Annotated in this window: 24 protein-coding genes and 1 tRNA gene; 13 read left to right on the top strand and 12 right to left on the bottom strand. The window is 68.4% G+C overall.

All coding sequences use genetic code 11. The features are described from left to right. Nucleotides 1–3: 3 nt before the first annotated feature. The 3 genes from GVN21_RS10750 to GVN21_RS10740 all read right to left on the bottom strand — a co-directional run bounded on the left by GVN21_RS10750 (nt 4) and on the right by GVN21_RS10740 (nt 5983). Nucleotides 4–2826, bottom strand: a complete 2823-nt coding sequence (locus GVN21_RS10750; RefSeq protein WP_166574734.1) for a ribonuclease E/G — start codon at nt 2824–2826, stop codon at nt 4–6. Nucleotides 2827–3166: 340 nt separating this feature from the next. Next, complete coding sequence (locus tag GVN21_RS10745; RefSeq protein WP_166574733.1) at nt 3167–3877, bottom strand: thermonuclease family protein; 711 nt, start codon at nt 3875–3877, stop codon at nt 3167–3169. A 105-nt stretch (nt 3878–3982) separates the two neighbouring features. After that, complete coding sequence (locus GVN21_RS10740) at nt 3983–5983, bottom strand: PBP1A family penicillin-binding protein (protein WP_166574732.1); 2001 nt, start codon at nt 5981–5983, stop codon at nt 3983–3985. 298 nt (nt 5984–6281) lie between these two features. On the opposite strand from GVN21_RS10740, the gene GVN21_RS10735 reads away from it, so the two are divergent. After that, complete coding sequence (locus tag GVN21_RS10735) at nt 6282–7502, top strand: N-acetylmuramoyl-L-alanine amidase (RefSeq protein WP_166574731.1); 1221 nt, start codon at nt 6282–6284, stop codon at nt 7500–7502. Nucleotides 7503–7558: 56 nt separating this feature from the next. On the opposite strand, the gene GVN21_RS10730 is transcribed toward GVN21_RS10735, so the two are convergent. Next, nucleotides 7559–7837: a hypothetical protein gene (locus tag GVN21_RS10730; RefSeq protein ID WP_166574730.1), complete on the bottom strand. Its 279-nt coding sequence runs from the start codon at nt 7835–7837 to the stop codon at nt 7559–7561. 150 nt (nt 7838–7987) lie between these two features. On the opposite strand from GVN21_RS10730, the gene GVN21_RS10725 reads away from it, so the two are divergent. Both GVN21_RS10725 and prfB read left to right on the top strand, forming a co-directional pair. Continuing rightward, nucleotides 7988–10417, top strand: coding sequence for a penicillin-binding protein 1A (locus tag GVN21_RS10725; RefSeq protein WP_240902862.1), 2430 nt, complete (start codon nt 7988–7990; stop codon nt 10415–10417). Nucleotides 10418–10486: 69 nt separating this feature from the next. Then, a protein-coding gene (gene prfB, locus GVN21_RS10720; protein ID WP_205690025.1) for a peptide chain release factor 2 occupies nt 10487–11600 on the top strand; the annotation gives its coding sequence in 2 pieces (ribosomal slippage) (nt 10487–10555 and nt 10557–11600; 1113 coding nt in all). Between the two features lie 9 nt (nt 11601–11609). On the opposite strand, the gene GVN21_RS10715 is transcribed toward prfB, so the two are convergent. The 3 genes from GVN21_RS10715 to GVN21_RS10705 form a co-directional block, all read right to left on the bottom strand. Further along, nucleotides 11610–12005: a DoxX family protein gene (locus GVN21_RS10715; RefSeq protein ID WP_166574728.1), complete on the bottom strand. Its 396-nt coding sequence runs from the start codon at nt 12003–12005 to the stop codon at nt 11610–11612. A gap of 27 nt (nt 12006–12032) precedes the next feature. After that, entirely contained in the window at nt 12033–13589 is a 1557-nt protein-coding gene (locus tag GVN21_RS10710) for an AMP-binding protein (protein WP_166574727.1), read from the bottom strand. Between the two features lie 76 nt (nt 13590–13665). Beyond that, complete coding sequence (locus tag GVN21_RS10705) at nt 13666–14685, bottom strand: alpha/beta hydrolase (RefSeq protein WP_166574726.1); 1020 nt, start codon at nt 14683–14685, stop codon at nt 13666–13668. A gap of 102 nt (nt 14686–14787) precedes the next feature. On the opposite strand from GVN21_RS10705, the gene lipA reads away from it, so the two are divergent. Continuing rightward, nucleotides 14788–15744, top strand: a complete 957-nt coding sequence (lipA, locus tag GVN21_RS10700) for a lipoyl synthase (RefSeq protein WP_166574725.1) — start codon at nt 14788–14790, stop codon at nt 15742–15744. A gap of 1 nt (nt 15745) precedes the next feature. Beyond that, complete coding sequence (locus GVN21_RS10695) at nt 15746–16195, top strand: SRPBCC family protein (RefSeq protein WP_166574724.1); 450 nt, start codon at nt 15746–15748, stop codon at nt 16193–16195. A gap of 51 nt (nt 16196–16246) precedes the next feature. On the opposite strand, the gene GVN21_RS10690 is transcribed toward GVN21_RS10695, so the two are convergent. Then, nucleotides 16247–16789: an outer membrane protein assembly factor BamE gene (locus GVN21_RS10690; RefSeq protein ID WP_166574723.1), complete on the bottom strand. Its 543-nt coding sequence runs from the start codon at nt 16787–16789 to the stop codon at nt 16247–16249. Nucleotides 16790–16887: 98 nt separating this feature from the next. Here GVN21_RS10690 and GVN21_RS10685 point away from each other — a divergent pair, with 98 nt between their 5' ends. The 7 genes from GVN21_RS10685 to GVN21_RS10655 all read left to right on the top strand — a co-directional run bounded on the left by GVN21_RS10685 (nt 16888) and on the right by GVN21_RS10655 (nt 21224). After that, the gene (locus tag GVN21_RS10685) at nt 16888–17412 is read left to right on the top strand and encodes a ubiquinol-cytochrome C chaperone family protein (protein WP_166574722.1); all 525 of its coding nucleotides are present in this window, start codon (nt 16888–16890) and stop codon (nt 17410–17412) included. Continuing rightward, nucleotides 17412–17942, top strand: a complete 531-nt coding sequence (locus GVN21_RS10680; RefSeq protein WP_166574721.1) for a DUF177 domain-containing protein — start codon at nt 17412–17414, stop codon at nt 17940–17942. The genes GVN21_RS10685 and GVN21_RS10680 overlap by 1 nt, the downstream gene beginning before the upstream one ends. 139 nt (nt 17943–18081) lie before the next feature. Further along, nucleotides 18082–19107, top strand: a complete 1026-nt coding sequence (gene plsX / locus GVN21_RS10675; RefSeq protein WP_240902871.1) for a phosphate acyltransferase PlsX — start codon at nt 18082–18084, stop codon at nt 19105–19107. Next, complete coding sequence (locus tag GVN21_RS10670) at nt 19107–20087, top strand: beta-ketoacyl-ACP synthase III (RefSeq protein ID WP_346764245.1); 981 nt, start codon at nt 19107–19109, stop codon at nt 20085–20087. The genes plsX and GVN21_RS10670 overlap by 1 nt, the downstream gene beginning before the upstream one ends. A 266-nt stretch (nt 20088–20353) precedes the next feature. Further along, nucleotides 20354–20656, top strand: coding sequence for an integration host factor subunit alpha (locus GVN21_RS10665; protein ID WP_166574719.1), 303 nt, complete (start codon nt 20354–20356; stop codon nt 20654–20656). Nucleotides 20657–20665: 9 nt separating this feature from the next. After that, nucleotides 20666–21079 carry a MerR family transcriptional regulator gene (locus GVN21_RS10660; RefSeq protein WP_166574718.1) on the top strand — a complete coding sequence of 138 codons (414 nt, stop codon included), beginning with the start codon at nt 20666–20668 and terminating at the stop codon, nt 21077–21079. 68 nt (nt 21080–21147) lie between these two features. Then, nucleotides 21148–21224 (top strand) — tRNA-Pro (locus tag GVN21_RS10655). Nucleotides 21225–21231: 7 nt separating this feature from the next. On the opposite strand, the gene GVN21_RS10650 is transcribed toward GVN21_RS10655, so the two are convergent. From GVN21_RS10650 to GVN21_RS10640, 3 genes are all read right to left on the bottom strand, one after another. Then, nucleotides 21232–21444 (bottom strand): DUF2842 domain-containing protein, encoded by a 213-nt coding sequence (locus GVN21_RS10650; RefSeq protein WP_166574717.1) that lies wholly within the window; start codon nt 21442–21444, stop codon nt 21232–21234. A gap of 62 nt (nt 21445–21506) precedes the next feature. After that, nucleotides 21507–21767 (bottom strand): GlsB/YeaQ/YmgE family stress response membrane protein, encoded by a 261-nt coding sequence (locus GVN21_RS10645; RefSeq protein WP_166574716.1) that lies wholly within the window; start codon nt 21765–21767, stop codon nt 21507–21509. A gap of 72 nt (nt 21768–21839) precedes the next feature. After that, complete coding sequence (locus GVN21_RS10640) at nt 21840–22172, bottom strand: hypothetical protein (protein ID WP_166574715.1); 333 nt, start codon at nt 22170–22172, stop codon at nt 21840–21842. Here GVN21_RS10640 and GVN21_RS10635 point away from each other — a divergent pair. Then, nucleotides 22171–23202: a COX15/CtaA family protein gene (locus GVN21_RS10635; protein ID WP_166574714.1), complete on the top strand. Its 1032-nt coding sequence runs from the start codon at nt 22171–22173 to the stop codon at nt 23200–23202. The two genes, GVN21_RS10640 and GVN21_RS10635, sit on opposite strands and share 2 nt — an antisense overlap. An 18-nt stretch (nt 23203–23220) precedes the next feature. Here GVN21_RS10635 and GVN21_RS10630 read toward each other — a convergent pair whose 3' ends face one another. Further along, nucleotides 23221–24561 (bottom strand): alkaline phosphatase PhoX, encoded by a 1341-nt coding sequence (locus GVN21_RS10630; RefSeq protein ID WP_166574713.1) that lies wholly within the window; start codon nt 24559–24561, stop codon nt 23221–23223. Between the last annotated feature and the right edge of the window lie 111 nt (nt 24562–24672).

Genomic DNA, 24672 nt, shown 5'->3' with positions numbered 1-24672 from the left:
CGATTACCGACGCCACCAACCCTTTTTGGGTTTTTCAGGCGGGGCGGTGATCTCGTTGGGGTCGGGCTCCTTCACCGCAGCCGGTTCCGGGGCGGCCACCACGACCGGTTCCGGCTCAGGCTGGGGTTCCGGCTCGGGGGCAGGGGCCTCCGGCTCCGGCGCGGCCTCGACGACGTCCGGCGCGGCTTCCACCACCTCGGGCACAGCCTCGGCGTCAGGCGCCTCCTCAGCCTTCTTGCCCTTGGCGCGGCTGCGGCGCGGCTTCTTGGCCGGCTCCGGCTCGCTGGGCAGTTCGACCCAGACCTCGTCGGTAAAGGGCTCGCCGGCCGCGATGGTGGAAATCGGCGGATCGACGAAGGTGTCGGCCGACTCGGCCTCCTCGGCGGCCAGCGGCGCCTCGGCGGCGACCTCGCGCGGACCACGGTCACGGCGATCGCGACGGTTGCGGCCCCGGCCACGGCCGCCGCGCTCTTCGCGGGCGATCGGAGTCGGACCTTCGTCGTCCTCGGCCACTTCGGGCTTCACATGCGGCTCATCGCCCGTGCGGACGGCCAGCATGCCGCCGCCTTCCAGCTTGGCCGGGTCGTGCCACTGGAACGGATCATCGCCGAAGGGCACGCGCGGGCGGGCCCAGGCAAAGCCGTCGCGGGGACGATCCTCCTCGCGGCTGCGGCGACCGCCACGGCGGCCCCGGCGCCGGCGACGGCCGTCCTTGTCGTACTCGTCCTCGCCTTCGGGACCGATCTCCTCGTCGGACTCGCTGACCGGAGCGGCTTCGCGGGGCGCGTCACCCTCTTCGTCGCGGCGACCACCCCGGCGGCGGCGGCCACGGCCACGGCGGCCACGCTCGTCCTCGTCACGGCGCGGACCGGCCTCCCGGCGGGCTTCGCGCGGCGCATCCTCATCCTCGTCGTCGGGGATGATCTCGTCTTCGTCCTCGTCCTCCTCGGGCGGGACGAAGTCGTCGTCCTCGACGAGGGCCTGGGTGGTCATCGCCAAGGCGGCGCTGTCCAGGGCATGCAGGCTGTGCTCGCCCAGGCTGGTGCGTTCCAGCTCATGGTCGGCGTGGGCCAGGCTCTCGTCGATCTGGATGGTGACGTAGAGGTGGTGGACGGCATGAATGCGCGCCAGATGGCCGCGCTTCTCGTTGAGGATATACAGGCCGACGGCGGCCGGCACCTTCAGGGTCAACTCGCCGCCGCCGCGCAGGGCTTCCATCTCCACCGCGCGCAGGGCCGACAGGGCGCTAGATTCGACCGAGCGAACCCGGCCCATGCCTTCACAGTGGGGGCAGGTGTGGGTGGTGCCTTCCAGCACGCCGGTGCGGCGGCGCTGGCGGCTGATCTCCATCAGGCCGAAGGCGCTGATCCGGCCCATCTGCACGCGGGCGCGGTCGTCCTTCAGATTGTCCTTCAGCACCTTCTCGACGGCGCGGTTGTTCTTCGACTCCTCCATGTCGATGAAGTCGATGACGATCAGCCCGGCCAGGTCGCGCAGACGCAGCTGGCGGCAGGCCTCCTCGGCCGCTTCCAGGTTGGTCTTCAGCGCGGTCGCCTCGATGTTGCGCTCGCGCGTAGCCTTGCCGGAGTTGACGTCGATGGCGACCAGGGCCTCGGTCTGGTTGATCACCAGATAGCCGCCCGACCGCAGCGGCACGACCGGACTGTAGATCTGGCTCAGCTGGCTTTCGATCCGGTGCGCCACAAACAGCGGCGTCGGCTCGCGGTAGGCCACCACCTTCTTGGCCTGGGCCGGCATGATCATCCGCATGAAGTCGCGGGCTTCCTTGTAGCCGGCCTCGCCCTCGACCTGGACGCTGTCGATGTCCTTGTCGAACAGATCGCGGATGGCCCGCTTCACAAGGTCCTCTTCCTCATAGATCAGGGCCGGGGCCACCGAGCCGAGGGTGGTGTCGCGGATGTTTTCCCACAGCCGCATCAGGTATTCGTAGTCGCGGCTGATCTCGGCCTTGGTGCGCTTGGCGCCGGCCGTGCGGACGATCAGGCCCAGGCCCTTGGGCACGTTCAGGCCCTGGACGATGGTCTTCAGACGCTTGCGGTCGGTGGCCGAGACGATCTTGCGCGAAATGCCGCCGCCCCGGTCGGTGTTGGGCATCAGCACGCCATAGCGGCCGGCCAGCGACAGGTAGGTGGTCAGGGCCGCGCCCTTGTTGCCGCGCTCTTCCTTGACGACCTGGACCAGCATGATCTGCCGGCGGCGGATGACGTCCTGGATCTTGTACTTGCGCATGAGGCGGCGGCGGCGGCGCTCGACCTCCTCCTCCATGTCGTCTTCATCATCGTCCGCGCCGGTCGTCTCGACACGGCGTTCCTCGCGGCCGCCTTCGTCGTGACCGTTGTCCTCGCCGCCATGGTCACCCTGGTGCGCGTCCTCGGCATGGGCGGCGTTTTCGTCGGCCTCCTCGCTGTCCTCGGCTTCCAGCACCGGATCGGCTTCGGCCTCCTCGCTGGCGACCGGCTTGGCGAGGCCGCGGCCACGGCCGCGGTCACGCTTCGGGCGCGGCGGTTCGTCCTCGTCGTCCTCGGCCAGCTCGCGGGTCAGCGCTTCGCGGTCGGCCAGGGGGATCTGGTAGTAGTCGGGGTGGATTTCGTTGAAGGCCAGGAAGCCGTGACGGTTGCCGCCGTACTCGATGAAGGCGGCCTGCAGGCTGGGTTCGACCCGGGTCACCTTCGCGAGGTAGATGTTCCCGCGGAGTTGCTTGCGGCTCTGGCTTTCGAAGTCGAATTCTTCAATCCGGCTTCCGTCCATGACGACCACACGCGTTTCTTCGGCATGTGCGGCGTCGATGAGCATTTTTTTGGTCATCGATTTTCTCTCTCCGGCATTCGGCGCGCTCGTGGCGCAGCCGCCGGTCTGGTTGATCGGCGCGCAGCACGCCGCCGGCCGCGCCTGTGGCGGGCTTCAGCGGGTAGGTTTTCGGGGCGTGCGCGCGGCCCATGAAGGTCTCTGTTGTTCCCGTCAGCGCCGTTGCGGCGCTCAGGATGCGGATGTGTTCGGCGCCCTTTCGCCGGAGCTTCCTCCAGCCAGGCCGGACACCCGCCTGTGCGTTGCGCGGAGCGACCCCGTCGGTTGCGGGATGCGGCGCGCTGGAGGTGAATATAGGCGGATGTTGGGGGATAAGGGAAGGGCGACTGTCGGCCAGCCATCAGAACCCTTGGCGGCACAAGGCTTCGCAGGGCACTCCATCGCCATCCCCATCGATCCGTGTCGCACCGCATTGGTTCAGTTGGAACACAGCTTCCTCGCAACTGGCCATCTGGCCGCATGTCTTCCGCGCGTCGCAGGTGAAGCCGCTCGCGGCGGAGGGCAGGGGAGAGGCGTCGGCGAAGGTCACGGGTTGGGCTTCGGTCCTTTCGCCGCGCCGCCAGTCCCAGGGGGCAACGATGTCTCTGGAGGATTGGGCCCAGAGGCCCGTGCGGCTGCGGCGGGCCTTGTTCTCCGTCTCAAGCAGGCGGTCGTCGGTCAGGTGGGCGCGATAGGCCCAGGCGCAGCCCTCCTCGATCATCCTGGCGCTGACATCGACATCGCCCACGTAGATTCGCCCGATGAGTCGGCCGTAGCGATCCCGGCCGCGCCCCTCAATGCGAACCGGCTTGTCGAGCGTCAGGCGCGTCAGCACCGCTTCGGAGCGGTCGCCCCAGGCCTGGTTGCTTTCGGGCGCATCGATCTCGGCCAGTCGGACCTGAACGATCTCGCCATCCAGCTCGACCTCGACCGTGTCCCCGTCCACCACCCGAGTCACGGTGGAGACCGTCACCTCGGGGGTGGTGATCGGCGCTGGCTCGTGTGGCTGGATCGCGACCCAGCCGGCGGCGGCCAGCATCAGAAGGCAGGCGGCGATCGCCAGCGCCGACAAGGGCCGGCGCCTATGGCGGAAGGGACTGACAGACACAATGGCCCCCGCGGCTCGCACGCAGGCCGCGTGCGCCGTCAGTTCGCCTTTGCGCCGGTTAGGAAATCGTCAACTCGTTCCCGGTTCGTCCAACACCGGCTCTGGCCCATCGCCGAAGTCGCGATCCATGAGGTCCTCATCCGGCGGCCCGACCGGCTCTTCGCCATAGTCCGGCGGCGGGGCGTCGCGATAGCGAGGCGGAGGCGGGCCGACGTCCCGATCGTCGTAGCGCGGCGGCGGGCCGTAAGGCTCGTCGTAAGGGCCGCCTGGCGGGGGCTCGGGAAGGGGGAAGGGATCGTCCAGCTCCGCCGACAGTTCGCCGGGTTCCTCCAGTTCGGCCATCTCGAAGTCGATGATTGGCCCATCGTCCACCGTGACGGCGCCTTTGGGGAAGTCCGGTCGGCGCATGGCGTAGGTCATGAAGTCGCGCCAGACCTGGGCGGGGATCGAGCCGCCCGTGACCCCCTTCATCGGGGTGTTGTCGTCATTTCCCATCCACACCCCGACCACCAGGTCGCCGGCGAAACCGACGAACCAGGCGTCGCGATAGTCCTGGCTGGTTCCGGTCTTGCCGAACACCTGGGGACCGATGTTGGCGGCCGTGCCGGTGCCCTGGGCCACCACCCCGCGCATCAGGGTCAACAGGCCCTCCCGCTCGCGTGTGGCCAGCCTGGCCTTTGCCGCGCCCTGCTGTTCGATCAACAAGCCGCGCGGGGTCACCGGCCCCTGGCCTGCGGCAATGGCGGCGTAGGCGCTGGTCAGTTCCAGCAGGGTCATCTCGCCGGTGCCCAGGGCGATGGTAAAGTCGTTCGGGAGGTCTGAGGTGACGCCCATATCTCTGGCCGCTTCGGTCACCCGGCGTACACCGACCTGTTGCGTCAGGCGGGCGGAGGCCACATTGCTGGACTTGGAAAAGGCCTGGAACAGGGTCACCGGCCCGCCGCTGTAGCGGCCTTCGTAGTTCTGAGGGCTCCAGTTCCCGATCTTGATCGGGGCATCCACGACGGTGCTTCCCGGCCCCATGCCGCTGCGGAGGGCGGCGAGGTAGACGAAGGGCTTGAAGGCCGAGCCCGGCTGGCGCTTTGCATCGGTGGCGCGATCGAACTGGCTCTTCTTGTAGTCGGCCCCGCCGACCAGGGCGACGACCCGGCCATCGGTGCGCATGGCGACCAGGGCCGCCTGGGTAACGCCCTGGCGCCGGCCGCTCTTCAGGCCGTTTCGGATCGCCCGCTGGGCCTGCACCTGCATCTGGCTGTCCAGCGTGGTCCAGACCTTCACCTCGCCGTAGCCGCGTCCGAACGACTGCTCGACCCGCGGCCCGATCCAGTCGGCGAAATAGGAGCCTACCGGGAGGCGCGCCCGCTCCCCGCGCAGCTTGACCTTGGCCAGCGAGGCCTTGGCCTCCTTGGCTGTGACCATGTCCTGATCGACCATGGCGGCCAGCACTACGCCGGCCCGTTGCTTCGCGTCCTTGAAATCCACAGTGGGGGCCAGGCGGCTGGGCGCCTTGACCACCCCGGCCAGCATCGCCGCCTCGCCGACCGTGAGCTGCTCCGGCGCCTTGTCGAAGAAGTGCCGCGCCGCCGCCCCAAGCCCATAGACGCCGTCGCCGAAATACACCGCCGACAGGTACCGCGACAGGATCTCGTCCTTCGACAACCGCGCCTCCAGGTAGACGGCAATGATCGCCTCCTGAGCCTTGCGCCGCAGGCTGCGCCGGTTGTCGAGGAAGGCGTTCTTGGCCAGCTGCTGGGTGATGGTCGAGCCGCCCTGGCGCACCTCGCCGCTGTCGGCATTGACCTTGGCGGCCCGCGCGATCGCCTGAAGGTCAACGCCCAGGTGGCTCCGGAACCGACGATCTTCGATGGCAATGAAGGCGTTGGGGATGTGCGCCGGCAACTTGTCGGCCTCGACCGGCGCCTCCTTGTACGACCCCCGCCGCGCGAACGGCTTGCCGTCGGCGGTCAGCAGCACCAGCGTCGGGGTCTGCAGCGGCTCCAGCGCCCGCCCGATCGGCAGGGCCCAGGTCAGGTAGGCGAAGAAGATGACCAGGACGCCGAGCGCGATCACCGTGTACGGGGCCCACCGCGTGCGAGTCCACCGTTGGAAGGCCGTGCCCCCGCGAAGGGCCAGCGCCCGCGCGGTCTGTAGGTCAAAGGAGCCGGACGCGCGGGGCGCTCCGGGGGTCTTGTCGTGATCCATGAATGCTAACTCGCCGGCGGCGTCCCGGTTGGGTAACGCGGGCGGAGTCGGATGGTTCGGCGGTGCAGGCGCGCGCGATTTCCTAACCCGCTTTAACCGCTTCTCCACTCCCTCACGCCCATAAGGGGCCGGATCGCCGGAGAGGCGGGGCGTGAAGGGCGTAAGAATGCGCGGGATTTCGGGCGGCAAGCGGTGGACTGCGGCGTTGATCGCCGGCGGCCTGATCGTGGTCGCGCTCGGGGCCGGCGCCTGGGCTCAGGCGTCCGGTGCGATGGCGGGCATTCTCAAGGTGCGCCTGGGCGGCGATGCGGCCGAGACACGGCTGGTGGTCGATCTGGACCGGTCGGTCAGCGGCAAGCTGATCGACGACGGCTCGACCGGCCGCACCGTGATCGTTTCCTTCCCGAGGGTCGGGCTGCCGGGCGAAACGCGCGGCGGCGGCCAGGGCGTGGTGCGTCGCTGGACCATGGAGAACAAGGGCGGGGCCGCCCGCCTGCAGATCGACCTGGCGCGCAACGCCCAGGTGGCGCGGCGCTTCCTGCTGCCGCCGGGCGATGGGGTCGCCCACTACCGCTATGTCATCGACCTGAAGGCCGTCGGGCCGGTCGATCCGCGGGACGCGCGCGGTCTGGGCCCGGCTCAATCGCTGCCGGTTGAGCAGGCTTCGCGCCGTGTCCCGACCGCGCCGATTCGCGCCGAGCGGTCCAACGGCCGCAAGATCATTGTCATCGATGCCGGCCACGGCGGGCATGACCCCGGCGCCCTGGGCGCGCGGGCGCATGAGAAGGACGTCACCCTGGCGGCGGCCAAGGCCCTGAAGGCGCGGCTGGAGAAGAGCGGCCGCTATACCGTCATCCTGACCCGCGACAGCGACAGGTACGTCACCCTGGAGGGCCGGGTTCAGATCGCCCGCCGGGCCGATGCCGACCTGTTCATCTCGCTGCACGCCGACGCCGGGCCGGCGTCGACCAGCGGCGCCTCTGTCTACACCCTGTCCGAAAAGGGCGAGGGGCGGGTGGGCAAGGTGCTGGGCAAGGACGACTGGCTGATCAGCGCCTCGACCACCGGCGGGGATCGCGGGGTCGGCCAGATCCTGCTCGACCTGACCCAGCGCTCGACCAAGAATCGCTCTGCCGCCTTTGCCGAGGTGCTGGTCCGCGAGATCAGCGACGTGACGCCTATGCTTCGCAGAAGCCATCGCGACGGCAACCTGGTGGTGCTGCTGGCGCCCGATGTGCCGGCCGTGCTGCTGGAGATGGGCTTCATCACCAGCCCTGCAGACGAGGCCAGGCTGACCAGCGCCGCAGGCCGCCAGAAACTGGTGAACAGCATCGGTGACGCCATCGACCGCTGGTTCGCCCGCGATATGCGGGTGGCTTCGCGCTGACGAAAAAAGGCCGCCGGCCCGAAGGGCGGCGGCCTCCGTCGATAAATCCAGAGAGCCTACTGCTTGGCGGCGTCGGCCTTGGCCTCTTCGGTCGCCTTCTCGGCTTCGTCGCCGGCCTTCTCGGCCGTCGCGGCGGTCGAATCGGCAGCGCCTTCCACGGCCTTGGCGGTGGCGTCGGCCGCGCCTTCGACGTTCTCCTTGGCGTCACCCGCGGCGGAGGCGGCGGCGTCGCCGGTCGCTTCCACGGCGGCGGCCGCCTTGTCTTCGGTCTTCTGCGAGCAGGCGGTCAGCGCCAGGGCTCCAATGGCCAGAGCGGCCAGGACAGTCGTACGCATTAGGACGTTCCCTTCGATCTTTTTCGTTGTTTGACGTCGACCGTCGATGCGGCGACTCCCCGACGGTGACACGGTCGGAAGCGACAAGGAAGCCATTGCCCGCGATCCGCCGCATTGGCGCCGTCCGCTGGGCGCGGTAGAGGGATTCCCATGTCGGAGACCAAATCTCGGGACCGCTGGCCGGTGTTCAACCCGCCGGAGCGGTGGGTGGCGATGCTGGGCATCAGTGTGCTCAGCGTGATCGCCGTGGCCGGCTTCGCCATCGCCATCTACGCGGCGGTGCTTTTCTACGACATGCCGGACGCGGGCGACCTGGTCGACTACCGCCCGCCGACCGCCACGCGGGTCTATGGGTGGGACGGCACCCTGATCGGGGAGTTCAGCCGCGAGCGCCGGATCTTCGTGCCCTATGACCAGATGCCGCCGCGCCTGGTCCAGGCCTTCATGGCCGCCGAGGACCGCAACTTCTTCCAGCACAGCGGGGTGGATGTTCAGGGACTGGGTCGGGCCATGCTGCGCAACGTGGTCAATGTGGCGCGCGGCAGACGGCTGGAAGGTGGCTCGACCATCACCCAGCAGGTCGCCAAGAACGTGCTGCTGACCAGCGACGCCACCCTCGGCCGAAAGCTGAAAGAGGCGATCCTGGCGCGTCGCCTGGAACAGACGCTGACCAAGGACCACATCCTTGAGCTCTATCTGAACGAAATCTGGCTAGGCTATCGCAGCTACGGCGTGGCGGCGGCCGCCTACAACTATTTCGGCAAGTCGCTCGACAACCTGACCCTGTCGGAGATGGCCTATCTGGCCGCCGTGCCCAAGGGGCCGGACAATTACCATCCGGTCCGGCGCAAGGCGAACGCCATCGCCCGCCGCAACTGGATCCTCAGCCAGATGGCGGAGCTGGGCTGGGTCAGCCAGGCCGAGGCCGATGCGGCGATGAAGGAAGACCTCGTCGTCCAGGCGGCCCCGACCCGCGCCAAGTACAAGGACGCCGACTACTTCGTCGAAGAGGTCCGCCGTCGGGGCCTGGGCACCATGGGCGACCGCCTGACCGAGGGCGGCTACTACATGCGCACGACGCTGGACTCGAACCTCCAGACGGCCGCGCGCATCGCCCTGATGAACGGCCTTGAGGCTTATGACCGCCGCCACGGCTGGCGCGGCGCCTGGGGGACCACCGACATGGCGCCCGGCTGGGAAGCCGCTGCCCTTAAGAAGTCTCCGCCGTCCGAGCGCCGCCAGTGGCGCGCCGCGGTGGTCGAACAGGTCGAGGGCGGGGTGCGCGTGCGCCCGGCCAAGGACTATGCGCCGGGCCCCATCGCCGCCGAGGACGTCGCCTGGGCCCGCAATGGCAAGGGCGGTCTGAATGTCGGCGACTTGGTGTTCGTCGAGCCGGACGAGAAAAATGCCGGCGCCTACCGCCTGAAGCAGGTTCCGCTGGTCAACGGCGCCCTGGTGGCCATCGAGCCCAACAGCGGCCGGGTGTTGGCCATGGTCGGCGGCTATTCGTTCTCGCTGTCCAACTTCAACCGCGCCACCCAGGCGATGCGACAGCCGGGTTCGGCCATCAAGCCGTTCGTCTACGCCGCCGCGCTGGAGAACGGCTACACCCCGGCCAGCATGGTCACCGACGCCCAGATCACCCTGAAAGGGGCGGTCAACGGCGAGGACTGGACGCCGGAGAACTACAATCGCCAGTATTATGGATCGATGCCCCTGCGGCGCGGGTTGGAGCTGTCGCGCAACGCCATGACCGTGCGCCTGGCCCAGGGCGTGGGCATGCGCAAGGTGTCCGACCTGTCGATCAAGATGGGCGTGACCAACGAGATGGCGCCGGTCCTGGCCATGGCCCTGGGGGCCGGCGAGACCACGCCGCTGAAGATCACCGGCGCCTATGCCGCCTTCGCCAACGGGGGCCGCCGCATCGACCCGCACCTGATCGAGCTGGTCCAGGACCGCGAGGGCAAGGTGCTGTTCCGGGCAGACAAGCGTGACTGCCCCCGGTGCAACAACGGTTTCAATGGTGACGAGAGCCCGCGCATCCCGGCCGGCGGACAGCAGGTGATCGACCCGGTCACCGCCTATCAGATCACCTCCATGCTGGAGGGCGTGGTCCAGCGCGGCACCGCCACCCAGGCCCGCGTCCTGGGCCGCCCGGTCGCCGGCAAGACCGGCACCACCAACGAGTACCGCTCGGCCTGGTTCGTCGGCTACACGCCGCAGATCGTGGTCGGGGTGTTCGTCGGCTTCGACGACAACCGCTCCCTGGGCGAAGGGGAGGTGGGGGGCGTGGCCTCCCTGCCGATCTTCATCGACTTCATGAAGGTCGCCCTCAAGGATGTGCCGCCGACCCAGTTCAAGCCGCCGAAGACCGCCAAGTTCGGCATGGTCGGCGGTGTGCGCGAAGCCTTCCGGCCGGGCAGCGAGCCCAGGGCCCCCGTCGGCCTGCCGACCGGACCCAAGCCGCCAGGGCCGATTCCCTATGAGGATGCCTTCAAGGGCCCGATCGCCCCGCCGCCCGAACAGAAGCCGCCGCCCAAGCCCAAGCAGGCGCCGGACGACCTGGACGGATTGTATTGAGGCGCGGGTGCCTGTAATCGCACCGCTCCGCGCCCCATATGGCGCGAACAGATATTGCTGGAGTTTTTCATGAGACCGGATGTCGAGGCCGCGAAGGCCGACATCGAGCAGGCGATCAGCCTGCTCAGGAGGCGACTTTGACTGGGATCCTGCCCTAAGGCGGCTCGACGAGCTCGACGCCCGATCCGAGGATCCCACCCTGTGGGACAAGCCGTCCGAAGCCCAGGCCCTGATGCGCGAGCGCCAGGCGCTGGCCGCCAAGATCGCCACCGTCCGCGCGCTTGAGGCCGAACTCAACGACGCGGTCGACTATGCCGAACTGGCCGACATGGAAGGCGACGAGGTCGCCCTTGAAGAAGCCCGCGCCCAGCTGAAGGCCCTGCGCGAACGGTCCGACCGCGCCCAACTGGAAGCCCTGCTGTCCGGCGAGGCTGACGGAAACGACGCCTATGTCGAGATCAACAGCGGCGCCGGCGGCACGGAGTCCTGCGACTGGGCCAATATGCTGCTGCGCATGTACAGCCGCTGGGCTACCGCGCACGGCTACAAGGTCGAGCTGATCGAAGAGACCTCAGGCGAAAGCGTCGGCATCAAGTCGGCGACACTCCAGGTGACAGGACCCAACGCCTATGGCTGGTTGAAGACCGAGGCCGGCGTGCACCGCCTGGTTCGGATTTCGCCTTACGATGCGGCGGCCAAGCGGCACACCAGCTTCGCCTCGGCCTGGGTCTATCCGGTGGTCGACGACACCATCGAAATCGAGATCAACCCGGCCGATGTGCGCACCGACACCTATCGCGCCAGCGGCGCCGGCGGTCAGCACATCAACAAGACCGACTCGGCCGTCCGCCTGACCCACATCCCGACCGGGATCGCGGTGGCCTGCCAGGCCGGCCGTTCGCAGCACCAGAACCGAGACGAGGCCTGGAAGATGCTGCGAGCCAGGCTCTATGAGCTGGAACTGCAGAAGCGCGAAGCCGCCGCCCAGGCCCTGGAAGACCAGAAGACCGACATCGGCTGGGGCCACCAGATCCGCAGCTACGTCCTGCAGCCGTATCAGATGGTCAAGGACCTGCGCACCAACGTCGAGACCAGCGACACCGACGGCGTCCTCGACGGCGACCTCGACCAGTTCATGGCGGCGAGCTTGGCCCAGCGGGTCGGGGCGACGCGGGAGGCGTAGGAGCGGCCCTTAAGGCCGCTTGCGCACCAACGTGTCCAGGCTCCAGGTCCCGCCCCCGGCGAAGGCCAGGTAGAAGAAGATGAAGCAGAACAGCAGGGCCGGCTCGCCGCCGTTCAGGGCGGGATAGAAGCTCTTGCTGGCGTGGGCAATGAAGTAGGCCACCGCCATCATGCCCGACATCAGAAAGGCGACGGGCCGGGTGAACAGCCCCAGCGCCAGCAGGCCGCCGCCGACGATCTCCAGCCAGCCGGCCGCCAGCAGCATGGGCGGCAGCGGGTCCGGAGCCCCCTCCTGCGGAACGGGGAAGTGGAAGATTTTCATCAGCCCGTGGGCCATGAAGGCCAGGGCGGCGACGACGCGCAGGATGCTGAGCACCTTGCCCGAGTGTGGTGCGAGAAAGTCCATCGGTAGCTCCCCTTCAAAGAAGGCGGATCACGCCGCCTTCGCCTGCGCGTCGGCCATTCGCTGGATGGCGACATAGTCGGTCTTGCCGGTGCCCAGCACGGGCACCTCGGAAACCTTGAGGATCTTGCGCGGCACGGCCAGCTCCGGCGCGCCGATCTCCTGCGCATGCTTGAGCAGGGCGTCGACGGCCGCGTCGTGGCGGTCGGTGACCAGCACCAGCCGCTCGCCCTTCTTGGGGTCGGGCATGGAGATGACCGCGTGCCGCTCGTTCGGCCAGACGGAGACGGCCAGGTCCTCGGCCGCGGTCAGGCTGACCATCTCGCCGCCGATCTTGGCGAACCGCTTCACCCGGCCCTTGATGGTGATCCAGGTTCCGTCGGGATCGATGGCCACCACATCGCCGGTGTCGTGCCAGCCGCCGGCCGGCGGATCGACGCCACCGTCCTCGCGCAGGTAGCCGGCCATGATATTCGGCCCGCGCAGTAACAGCTTGCCGCCGCCAGGAATGCCCTCGACCGGCTCGACCCGGTATTCCATGCCCGGCAGCAGGCCGCCGACGGTGCCGCGGCGGTTGTCGCCGGGCTTGTTGACCGCCACCACGGGCGAGGCCTCGGTGGCGCCATAGCCCTCCAGCACCGGCACATTGCCGAAGCGCTCGGCGATCAGGTTGTGCGTCTCGTCGCGCACCTTCTCGGCGCCGCAGACGATGAACTGCAGCCCCGACAGCTCGCCCGGATCGGCGGAGCGGGCGTACTGGTTCACGAAGGTGTCGGTGGCCAGAAGGATCGAGGCCTTGCTGTCCTTGACCAGCGGCGGGATCTGCTTGGTGTGCAGCGGGGAGGGGTATTGGAAGGCCTTCATCCCGGTCAGGATCGGCAGGATCACACCCCCCGTCAGACCGAAACAGTGGAAGGTCGGCAGCGGGTTGAACATCACCCAGTTGGGGTCGAGGTCTATGTGCGCGGCGATCTGCTTGGCGTTGGCCACCAGATTGGCCTGGGTCAGCACCACCCCGCGCGGCGCCCCGAAGCTTCCCGACGTGAACAGGATGACGCCCGGATCGGACGGCTTGGTCTTGGCCGCGAACAGCTTCGGCGCCATGCCCGCCGCAAGGGCGAACACCTTGTCCGCCAGGCCGATCTTGGACCGCACCTCTTCGAGGTAGACGATCTTGGCCGTGTCCTCGAGGGCGTCGATCAGGTCGTGCAGCTTGCCCTGCTCGATGAAGGCATGGGCGGTCAGCACCGTCTTCACCCCGGCCAGCTTGCAGGCGGCGCGCAGGTTCCGCAGCCCCGCCGTGAAGTTCAGCATGGTCGGGATACGGCCAAAAGCGTGCAGGCCGAAGAAGGTGACCACCACCCCGGCGCTCGACGGCAACAGGATGCCGACCTTTTCGCCCGACTCGGTGATCTGCGAAAGCCTGCGCCCGAGCGCGAAGCTGCCACGAACCAGGTCGGTGTAGCTCAGCGGGGTGCGGTTCTGATCCTCGAGGATCTCTTTCTTGGGCCCAAACGTGGTTTTGGCGTCTACCAGGGCGTCGAACAGCGACCGTTCGATCTCCCGCGCATCGAAAGGACGCGGCATATGGGCGTGGCTCCTGATGTTTCCCACCGTTATTGGCGGGAACCGTATAGAGCGCTTCACGGAATGAAAAGGTCCGTTACTGGCCGTGAGCGGGGAGCAATCCTTGCGCAGCAAGGCGGTCGCGGCGTCGCTCGGCAACAAAATCATCCACCAGCGCCAGCCAGACCTCGCGCGGAGAGTCGCCTTCCAGATGGGCGTAGGGACCACGGGATCCGACCGGCGGCGGCCTTGCGACACAGGCCTTGGCCTTGCCGCACGCCTCGCTGAGCGCCGGCGGCGCCCCGATCAGCAGGACAGTGCCGGGCAGGGCGGGCAGCGCCCCCAGCGCCTCGTCATAGGCCTGGGCCATGATGCGCCGCGCTCCCAGGCTCGGGCCGCCCATCCGCAGGTCGGGGTTGGCGATGGCCCAGGCTTGCTGCGTCCCGGCGCGGTAGGGGTCGCCGCCTGCAGGGCCGGTGCGATAGGGCGTCTCACGGCTCCAGCCCGGCTCGTTGAAGTCCCGCAGCCAGCCTAGGCCAATGCTGGCGGCCGCCTGATCATAGGGCGCCGCCGCGCGCGGTCGCCAGGGCGCCGAGGCGATCACACCGTCCCCGTGCAGCCCCCGGCGCGCCGCGAGCAACGCCACCAGCCCGCCTGTCCGGCCGCCCAGCACTACGACCGGCCGCCCATCCTCGGGAATCACCGCCCGCAGCATGGCCTTTACGCCGAGCAGGTCAGGCTCGAGGCTGGGGATATGGCCGACATCCCGCGCCGGCCCGAACCGCCCCGACCCACCCTGGCCGGCGCCCTCCAGCACCCAGACGGTATAGCCGCGCCGGTTGAGGTCCCCCGCCGTCTCGAACCAGGCCTCGGCGCTCTCGCCATAGCCGGGCAGCACCAGGATATGGGCCGTTGGCCCCGTGGAGGGCGAGGATACGCCGTACCGCTGGGCCGGATACGCCCCCGCCTGGACCAGCCCCCAGGTCCAGCCTTCCGGCGGATAGAACCGCGGCGCCAGGCCCGGCGGCGTCCGGCTGTCGACGAACGGCTCGCGCCCGCCGTCCTGCCCGCAGGCCGTCAGCAGCAGCGCCAGGCAGAGGAGGAGAGGGCGGAGCATTGGGCCGACTTTGTGCGGCCTTGCGGGGCGCCCGCAAGTGCTCTCCCGCCACAGGCGGAAGCATGGCTTGATCCTGGGGCCAAGAAAGCCGATTTACCGCCCATGGTCACCGTGATCGACACCCTCAAGGTCCGCCCCAGGCACCCTGAGAAGCAGGCCCGCCCTGACAGCCCCGTGCTGCGCAAGCCCGAGTGGCTGCGCGTGCGAGCGCCCGGCAGCGCCGGCTACAGCGCCACCCGCGACATCGTCCGCCAGCATGGGCTGGTCACCGTCTGCGAGGAGGCGGCCTGTCCCAACATCGGCGAGTGCTGGACCCAGAAGCACGCCACCATGATGATCATGGGCGAGGTCTGCACCCGCGCCTGCGCCTTCTGCAACGTCGCCACAGGCAAGCCTAACCCTCTGGACCCCACCGAGCCGGCCCGCGTTGCTGAAGCGGTCGCCAAGATGGGCCTCAAGCACGTGGTCATCACCTCGGTGGACCGCGACGATCTCTCCGACGGCGGCGCCCAGCATTTCGCCGACGTGGTCCTGGCCATCCGCGCCGCCGCGCCGGGGACGACCATCGAGATCCTCACCCCCGATTTCCTGCGCAAGGACGGGGCGGAAAAGGTGGTCATCGACGCCGGCCCGGACGTCTTCAACCACAATCTCGAGACTGTGCCGCGGCTGTACCTGACCATCCGGCCTGGCGCCCGCTACTACCATTCCCTTCGCCTGCTGGAGCGGGTCAAGGAACGCGACCCCACCCGTTTCACCAAGTCCGGCCTGATGGTCGGGTTGGGCGAAACCAAGGAGGAGGTCATGCAGGTGATGGACGACATGCGCAGCGCCGGCATCGATTTCCTGACCATCGGCCAGTACCTCCAGCCGACCCGCAAGCATGCCCCGGTCGACCGCTTCGTCACCCCGGACGAGTTCGCGTCCTACGAACAGATCGCCCGCGCCAAGGGCTTCCTGATGGTCTCGGCCAGCCCCCTGACGCGCTCCTCGCATCACGCCGGCGAAGACTTCGAACGGCTCAAGGCCGCCCGCCTGGCCAAGGAAGCGGCCGCTTAAGTTGCGGCATACGGTTACGCGCGTCCTGCCTCATGAACCGGACCTGCTGTTCCAGCTGGTCGGCGACGTGGAGCAGTATCCGAAGTTCGTGCCCTGGGTGACCGGCATGCGGGTCTGGAACCGGCGCGAGGTTGAGCCCGGCGTCAACCAGCTGGACGCCGAGGCGGCGGTCACTTTCTCTTTCCTGCGCGAGAAGTTCGCCACTCGCGTCCGCCGCGACGCGAATGCCCGACAGATCGATGTGAACCTGCTCTACGGCCCGTTCCGCCGCCTGCGGAACCTGTGGCGGTTCGTCCCCCACCCGGACGGCTGCGAAGTCACGTTCGAGATCGACTTCGAGTTCAAGGTGCCGATGCTCGACCGACTGCTGGCGGCCAATTTCGACACCGCCGTCGCCAAGCTGATGAAGTGTTTCGAGGATCGGGCTGCGACCCTGTCGAAGGGTCTCTGAACGAAAAGGGGCGCCCGAAGGCGCCCCCGATCCTTCGCGACAGGCGAAACCTTAGCGGTTGTCGCCCGGCCGGCTGCCCGGCAGGCCTTCGCTGTCGTCGCGGGGCAGCATGCCCCCCTGTCCGACGTTGCCCAGCAGCTGTTCGAGGATGGTGATCTCGCGGCCCCGGGTCGGCGTCTCGCGGCCGTTGAAGGCCACCACCTTGCCGTCTTCCAGGGTGTAGGTATTCACCGAAAGCACCGCGTCGCTTCCCGGGTCGAACGACACCGCGACCACGTCGCGCTTGGCCACCCGTGGCTTGTAGAAGGCCACCCGGTCGGTCACCTGGCTCATGTAGAACCACAGGTTGCTGTCATAGACCGTGGCGACGCGAATCTCCTTGCCGGCCTCGGCCGCCTTGCTCTCGGTCAGCGAGGTGGCGGTCGGTGAGCCCAGCTTGGTGATCACCGTGGTCTTGGTGTCCTCGCCGATCTTCACGTCCTTGGGGTTGGCCTCCACCACCTGGAAGCCGGAATAGGTGGTCATCGGCGTACAGGCGCCGGTCGCCACGAGAGCGGCGCTGGCCAGAAGCACGAGGGCGGTTTTACGGAACAAGTTGGCGTCTCCCGACGGTGTCGCTTTGACCTACCGCCCGCGTGGGCTTAGTTCAATGCCCGCCTTATAGGCTAAGCCGGGGCGAAATCGAGGCGGACATGTTCTTCAAGCGCTGGCGCAAGCCCAGACCGGCCCAATTGGCGGGCGAGGCCCTCTATGCCGGGGCCGTGGCACAGGCGCGCACCCCCGCCCTCTATCTGGACCTCGGCGCCCCCGACACCCGTGAGGGCCGGTTCGAACTCTACAGCCTCCACGTCATCCTGCTGCTGGATCGGCTTAAGGGTCAGGGCCCCCAGGCCGAGGAGACGGCCCAGGCCCTGGTCGATCGCTTCACTCGTGGCCTCGATGACGCGTTTCGCGAGCTGGGCGTCGGCGACATGGCGGTTCCCAAGCGGATCAAGAAGCTGGCGGAAGCGTTCTTCGGACGCGCCCGGTCGGCCGACCAGGCCTTCGACGCCCTTCCGGACCGACGGACCCTGCAGGCCCTGTTGGCCCGCACCCTGTACGAGGGGGATGATGGGAAGGCGGCCGGCATGACCGACTACGTGGTCCGGGCGCGCGAATCCCTGGCCGCCCAGCCGACGGAAACGCTGCTGGCCGGCGAGGCTGTCTGGGAGGTCTGATGGACAAGCCGCTTTGGTCCCACACCGTCACCCTGGCCGACATCGGCCGGTCACCTCAGGCCGTGACCCTGTCGGCTGACAACGCCACCCGCGTGTCGATCGCCCGCGAACTGGGCCTGGAGCGCCTCAACGCCCTGTCCGCCAACGTCCGCGCCAGGCCCTGGCTCGACGGCGCCGAGATCACCGGCGCCCTCGAGGCCGAGGTCACGCAAATCTGCAGCCTCACCGGCGAGGCGTTCGATTCGGTTTTGCGCTCCGACTTCACCGTCCGCGCCGTGCCGGAGGGCAGCGATGCCGCACCGCGCAACGATTCGGCTGAGGTCGACATCGATCCGGAAGGCGACGACCCCCCCGACGTCCTGGACGGCGACCACATCGACCTGGCCGCCTATGTGGTCGAGCACCTGGCCTTGGAGGTCGATCCCTTCCCCCGCAAGCCGGGCGCGGTGTTCGAGCCGCCGGCCGAGGAGGGCCCCAGCTCCCCCTTCGCCGTTCTGACCCAGCTGCGCCGCGACCCGCCCTCCACATGACGGGGGCCTTGCATCCACGCGGACCGGCGCTATCGTCCGGCCGCTTCGCCCGCCGGCCCTGTTCGGTCGGTTCCCTCACGGCGTCTCCGGGAGCTAACAGCCCGTCTTGTCCCCGACCCTGACCCTTTCCATCGACGCCATGGGCGGCGATCACGGCCCGTCCGTGGTGATCCCCGGTCTGGCGCTGGCCGCGGCCGAAATGGGGCCCGGCGTGCGCTTCCTCGTGCACGGCGACGAGGCGAAGATCGCCCCCGAACTTGCCCGTCACACGGCTCTCAAGGCCTTGGTCGAGATCCGCCACACCGAAAAGTTCGTGGCCATGGACGAAAAGCCGGCCCAGGCCATGCGCCGAGGCAAGGGCAGCAGCGTCTGGAATGCCGTCGAGGCCGTGAAGACGGGCGAGGCCGTGGCCGCCGTCAGCGCCGGCAACACCGGCGCCCTGATGGCCATCTCCATGCTCATCCTGCGGCTGGCGGCCGACATCAACCGCCCGGCCCTGACCGCCAGCTGGCCGACCGCCGGCGGCATCACCACGGTGCTGGACGTGGGCGCCAACGTCGAGAGCGACGCCGAGCAGCTGGTCGAATTCGCCATCATGGGCGCGGCCTTCCACCATGCCCTGCACGGTGGCGGCCGGCCGACCGTCGGCCTGCTCAACGTCGGCTCCGAGGAGCAGAAGGGCCATGAGGAGGTCCGCGAAGCCCACGCCCTGCTGCGCGCCACCGACTTCGAGTTCGACTACCACGGCTTTGTCGAGGGCGACGATATCGCCAAGGGCACGGTCAATGTGGTGGTCACCGACGGATTCACCGGCAACATCCTGCTGAAGACCGCCGAGGGGGTTGTCCGCTTCATCGCCAATGAGTTGCGCGGGGCCTTGAAATCCAGTCCGCTGAACATGATGGGCGCCCTGCTGGCCACGAGCGGACTCAAAAGCCTGCGGACCAAGCTCGACCCCGGCGCTGTCAACGGCGCCCCGCTGCTTGGTTTGAACGGCATTGTCATCAAGAGCCACGGCTCGGCCGACGCCAAGTCCTATGCCGCCGCCGTGGTGGTCGCCGCCGATCTGGCGCGCAGCGACTTCCTGGCGCAGATCGACCGTAGTGTGAAGCGGCTGACGGCCGTCCTGGCCCAGCCCACCCCCGCCCAAGCGGAGTCCGTTTAGTGACCGAAGTCCTGCGTAGCGCGATTACCGGCGTCGGCGCCTACCTGCCGCCGGATGTGGTCACCAACGAGGCCCTGTCGAAGATCGTCGACACAACGGACGAATGGATCACCGAGCGCACCGGCATCCGCCGCCGCCACCGCGCCGCCGACGACCAGGCCGTCTCCGACCTCGCCGTCGAGGCCGCCCGCAAGGCGCTGGAGGCCGCCGGCAAGACGCCCGCAGACGTTGACCTGATCGTGGTGGCGACCACGACCGCCGACCTGACCTTTCCGGCCACGGCCGCCATCGTCCAGCGGAAGCTGGGTTGCCCGGTCGGCATCGCCTTCGACGTCCAGGCGGTCTGCTCGGGCTTCGTCTACGCCCTGACGGTCGCGGACGGTTTCGTGGCGCGGGGCAATTCCCAGTGCTGCCTGGTCATCGGCGCCGAGACCATGACCCGCCTGATGGACTGGACCGACCGCGGCACCTGCGTGCTGTTCGGCGATGGCGCCGGCGCCGTGGTGCTGGAACCGGTGGCGGGGCAGGGGGCTAACACCGACAAGGGCCTGATCAGCTTCGCCCTTCGCTGCGACGGGACCAAGCAGGACCTGCTCTATGTCGACGGCGGCCCTTCGACCACCGGCACGGTTGGCAAGCTGCGCATGGCCGGCAACCAGGTGTTCAAGCACGCGGTGATCAACATTTCCGAGTCGATCGAGGCGGCCTTGGAAAAGGCCGGCCTGACCATCGCCGATGTTGACTGGTTCATCCCCCATCAAGCCAACCAGCGCATCCTGCACGGCGTCGCCAACCGCCTGGGCCTGGACGAGAACAAGGTCATCCAGACCGTCGCCGACCACGCCAACACTTCGGCGGCGTCGATCCCGCTGGCCTTCTCCGCCGCCGTGGACGACGGCCGCATCAAACCCGGCGACCTCCTCCTCATGGAAGCCATGGGCGGCGGCCTCACCTGGGGCGCCTGCCTGGTGCGGCTGTAGCCACCCCACTGCCGTCATCCTAGGCCTTGTGCCTAGGACCCATTCGTCCGCCGCACGAACCGCGGGGTGAGGGCGCGCCGCGCCCCCAGGGCAGAAGTTCGCGGCGGCTGTGCGATGGGTCCTAGGCACAAGGCCTAGGATGACGGTGCTAGGGGTAGGAGCTGGCGTGTCAAACTAACCCCCACCCTCCAATCCCGCGCGGAACCCTTTGACGCGGCGGCATATTCGCGTCATGGATGAGGCTGTTAACGGCTGGGAGGGGTCCCATGAAAGGCGCGACGCTGACCCGCGCGGAGCTGTGCGAGGCGGTCCACGAAGAAGTGGGCCTGACTCGGCAGGATTGTTCCGAGCTGGTTGAACGCACCCTCGATCTGATGGCCGAGGCGCTGGAGCGAGACGAACAGGTCAAGCTGTCCGGCTTCGGCGTGTTCCAGGTCCGCGCCAAGCGGGCCCGCATGGGCCGTAACCCCAAGACCGGCGAGCCGGCCGAGATCGAACCCCGCCGGGTGATCGGTTTCCGCGCCAGCCAGGTGATGAAGGCGCGAATCGACCGCGCCCTCGAAGGCTAAGGACAGACCTTGGCGAAGGGCCCCAACGCCTTCCGCACCATCTCGGAAGCCGCCGAGGAACTCGGCGCGCCGCAGCACGTCCTGCGATTCTGGGAGACGAAGTTCGCCTTCATCAGCCCGATGAAGCGCGCTGGCGGCCGCCGCTTCTATCGTCCTCAGGACATCGAGATTCTCCGAGCCGTCCGCACCCTGCTGCACGACGAGGGCTACACCATCAAGGGTGTCCAGAAGCTCCACAAGGACGGGGGCCTTAAACGCCTGCTGGCCGTGGCGCGGGGCGAGGAGGGGCCGGCCGTGACCGAGTCTGGCGACCTCGACCCGACAGGCGGAGACCTGACCGACGAAGCCCGGGTCCGACTGACCGAGACGCTGGGCGATCTGGAGGCCATCAAGGCCCGGCTGGACGGGCTTTTGAAGCGCTGATGCAATGGGCCAACATTGCCCGTTGCCCCCGCCGGACCTCATCCCTATAAGGGCGCTCCCCCCTGTGTCGGAGCGTAGCGCAGCTTGGTAGCGCACTTGACTGGGGGTCAAGGGGTCGCAGGTTCAAATCCTGTCGCTCCGACCATTCTCCTCTATGGACGAGGGCCTTTGGGCTCCTTGTTCATCCAGGTGAGCAGGGGGAAGAGCGGCACACCCCAGGCCGTTCCCGCGACAGCGAAATAGACGAGTTCCAAGAGGAAGTTCTTGGGCAGCAGCGCATGCAGGCTGACCGCGCCCATGGCATACAGGGTCAGAAATACCAGGATGGCCAGCATCCCGATCGCCTTCTTGGTCCTCGGTCCCATGCAAAAAGCTCCCGCCGCTGTCACCAGTGACGGGAGCCTTTATGCGCTAGTTCGCGGGGGTTCTAGCCCCGGCGGCGGAACAGGCCGATGACAAAGAGCAGGAGCACCGCGCCCACCACGGCCGCGATCAGGCTCCACAGGGTGCCGCTGTACTCGACGCCGGCCACCGTCTGGATGAGGAACTTGCCGATCAACGCGCCGACGAGGCCGACGATCAGGTTGGTCAGCAGGCCGTGATCCCGCCTCATGATCTTCTCGGCGATCCAGCCGGCGAGGATCCCGATGATTATGGCGCCGATCCAGCCCCAGAAAACTCCGTCCATTTGCAGCCCTCCATGATGTGCCCGGCTGTAACCCCGGATTGACGGGGAGGTTCCGCCTGTCCGGGGTCGGCGTCAATGACGTTGGGGCATGAGGGCCGTCAGCCCGGCCGCCAGCAGCGCCGCGATGGCTGCGCCCGCCAGCAAGGCCCAAAGCGGCGCAACCGGCCAGCCCAGCGCGCCGCTCAGCCATGGACCACCCAGCGCGCCCGCCAGGCCCGCCGCCATTCCCGCCAGCATCGCGCCGCGTCGCCGCGTGGCGAGGGCCGCCAGGGCGCCGCAGGCAAAGCTGAGCAGGATAAGGCCGAACAGGCTGGGCATGGCGCGATCATGCATGGCCCGCGTGCAGACGTCATCAAGGCGTCGAACGGCTGGACCCGCGAAGGGCAGGGGCGTAGGAGGCGCCATGACCTCGTTCCTGCGTTCCGATCGCTCGACGCCGGTCGCCATCTGGCTGGCGATTGTGGCGGTCCTCATCCTGGCCATGGTGGTCGTCGGAGGCGCGACCCGCCTGACCGGCTCGGGCCTCTCGATCACCGAATGGCAGCCGATCATGGGCGCCCTGCCGCCGATGGGTGACGCTGCCTGGGCCGAGGCCTTCGCCAAATACCGGGAGATTCCGCAGTACAAGCTGGTCAACGCCGGCATGACCATGGACGAATTCAAGTTCATCTTCTGGTGGGAATGGGGTCATCGGCTACTGGGGCGGCTGATCGGCCTCGTCTTCGCCGTCCCCTTCGTGGTCTTCCTGGTCAGCCGTCAGATCCCCAAGCGCCTGGTATGGCGCTGCGTCGGCCTGCTGGTCCTCGGCGGCATGCAGGGCGTCATCGGCTGGTGGATGGTGGCCAGCGGCCTCTCCGAGCGCGTTTCCGTCGCCCCCGAGCGCCTGACCGTCCACCTGGGCATGGCCCTGGCGCTGTTCGTGATGACGGTCTGGACCGCCCTCGAAGCCTGGGCCGGCAAGCCACGCCAGCCCAGCGACACCCCCTGGCGGACCTGGGCTCTGGTCTTCCTCGGCGCGGTCTTCTTCCAGTGCCTGCTCGGCGCCCTGGTCGCCGGTACGGACGCCGGCTTCGCCTACAACGACTGGCCGCTGATGGCCGGCCAGGTGTTCCCCCGCGACTATGCGGGCGACGGCCTCTGGCAGACCCTGGCCCATAACCAGGCTTCGGTGCAGTTCCACCACCGCGTCGGCGGCTACCTCCTGGCCCTGGCTACCGCGGTCCTCGCGGCCTTTGCCTACCGTGACCGAGTGCTGCCCAGGGAAGCCAAGCAGGCCGCCTGGATCCTCACCGGCGTGGTCGTGCTCCAGATCCTCCTCGGCATCGCCGCCCTGATGCTGGTCGTTCCCCTCTGGCTCGGCCTCCTCCATCAGGCCGGCGCCGTCTTCCTGCTGGCCGCCGCCACCCTGTTCGCCTGGCGCGTCAGGCGGTCCTAGACAGCAAGTGGCAACAGGTTAAGTCGTAAAGCGGTCCCACGGTCCGGTGATGGCGAAGGTCACGCCCGGCGTCTGGACATTGACAAACATCGTCCGGCCGTCCGGCGAGAAGCAGACCCCGGCGAACTCCGAATTGCCGGCCATAGCGTTGCGGCCGATCGTGTAGATTCGCCCGTCGGGCGTAACGCCCTTCAGGTGGTTGGGCTGGACCGGCGAATAGTTGTCCTCGCAGACGATCAGGTGGCCGCCCGGCCCCATGGCCAGGTTGTCGCCGTAGTCCATCACTCGCCGGTCGGACGGCTCGACGAACAACTGCACCCGCGCCCCAGTCTCGTCCGGCTGGCCCTCGCGATCGGCGGGGACGTATCGGACGATCTGGCCCAGCTTGCCCGGTCCCCCCGAAGTGCAGGCGAAGTAGAGCTCACCCTGGCCCCAGAAGATGCCCTCGCCGCGCGCGAAATAGGTCGCCCCGGCCGCGTGGCCGCGCTGGGCGATGTCGTCGTGCGGGTTGTCTACGCCGTCCAGGTCGATCCAGCGGGCCGCCTTCCAGTCGCCGGCGCTCCAGGCGCGGCCCTTCCAGTTGCGGCTGTCGCCCATGCCGTTCACGGCCAGGGCCTGCAGCCGCCCGCCCTTGTGCAGTTCGCCCGGCTGGGCAGGCAGACAGCGGTAGAGCAGGCTCTCCTTGGTGTCCTCGGTCAGGTAGACGATGCCGGTGCGCGGATCGATACAGGCCGCCTCATGCTTGAACCGGCCCAGGGCGGGGAGGGGACGCGCTTCCACCAGGCGCCCGTGCGCCGCCGGGACCTCGAAGACATAGCCGTGGTTCTTCGCCGTGGTCTCCTCGCAGCTCAGCCAGCTGCCCCAGGGCGTGATCCCGCCGGCGCAGTTCACCGCCGTGCCGGCCAGGCTGAGGTACTGCTGCTCGACCTTGCCATCGGCGCCCAGCACCAGCGTGGTCGTCCCGCCCGCCAGGGGAGCGCCATCCGCCCCGCGGGCATAGGCGCCCGACAGGTCCAGCCCGGCGGGCACACCGCCGGCAAAGGCGCTGATGGCTGCGTCCTCGTCATCGAGCTCGTGGTTGCGCACCAGCGCCGTGCGGCCGCCACCCAGGTCGAAGGCGCCCATGCCGTCGAACTTGCCGGGGACCCGCAGGCCATCACTCATCGTCTCGCCCGTCCGGGACAGGATGCGATAGGAAAAGCCCTCGGGCAGGTCCAGGGCGCCCGCCGCATCGCGCTTCAGGGGGCCGTAGCCGGCGACCTGGTTGATATAGCTTTCGGCGGCTTCGGCGCGGGCCAGACCGCTGAAAGCGGCGGTGGCCGAAAGGCCGGCAAGCAGCGAGCGACGCGACAGGGACACGGGCGAACTCCGGGGGTCTAGGGAGACCGTCCGCCTAACGCGAACCTGCGACAGGGGTGTTACAGCACCCAAAATGTCCGGGTATTATATTACCGTATTAATGAAAGTGCG

This window comes from Caulobacter sp. SLTY, assembly GCF_009905535.1.
Lineage (GTDB): Bacteria > Pseudomonadota > Alphaproteobacteria > Caulobacterales > Caulobacteraceae > Caulobacter.
The sequence above is the reverse complement of the archived record's forward strand: the minus strand, read 5'-3'. Positions and strand labels throughout refer to the sequence as shown.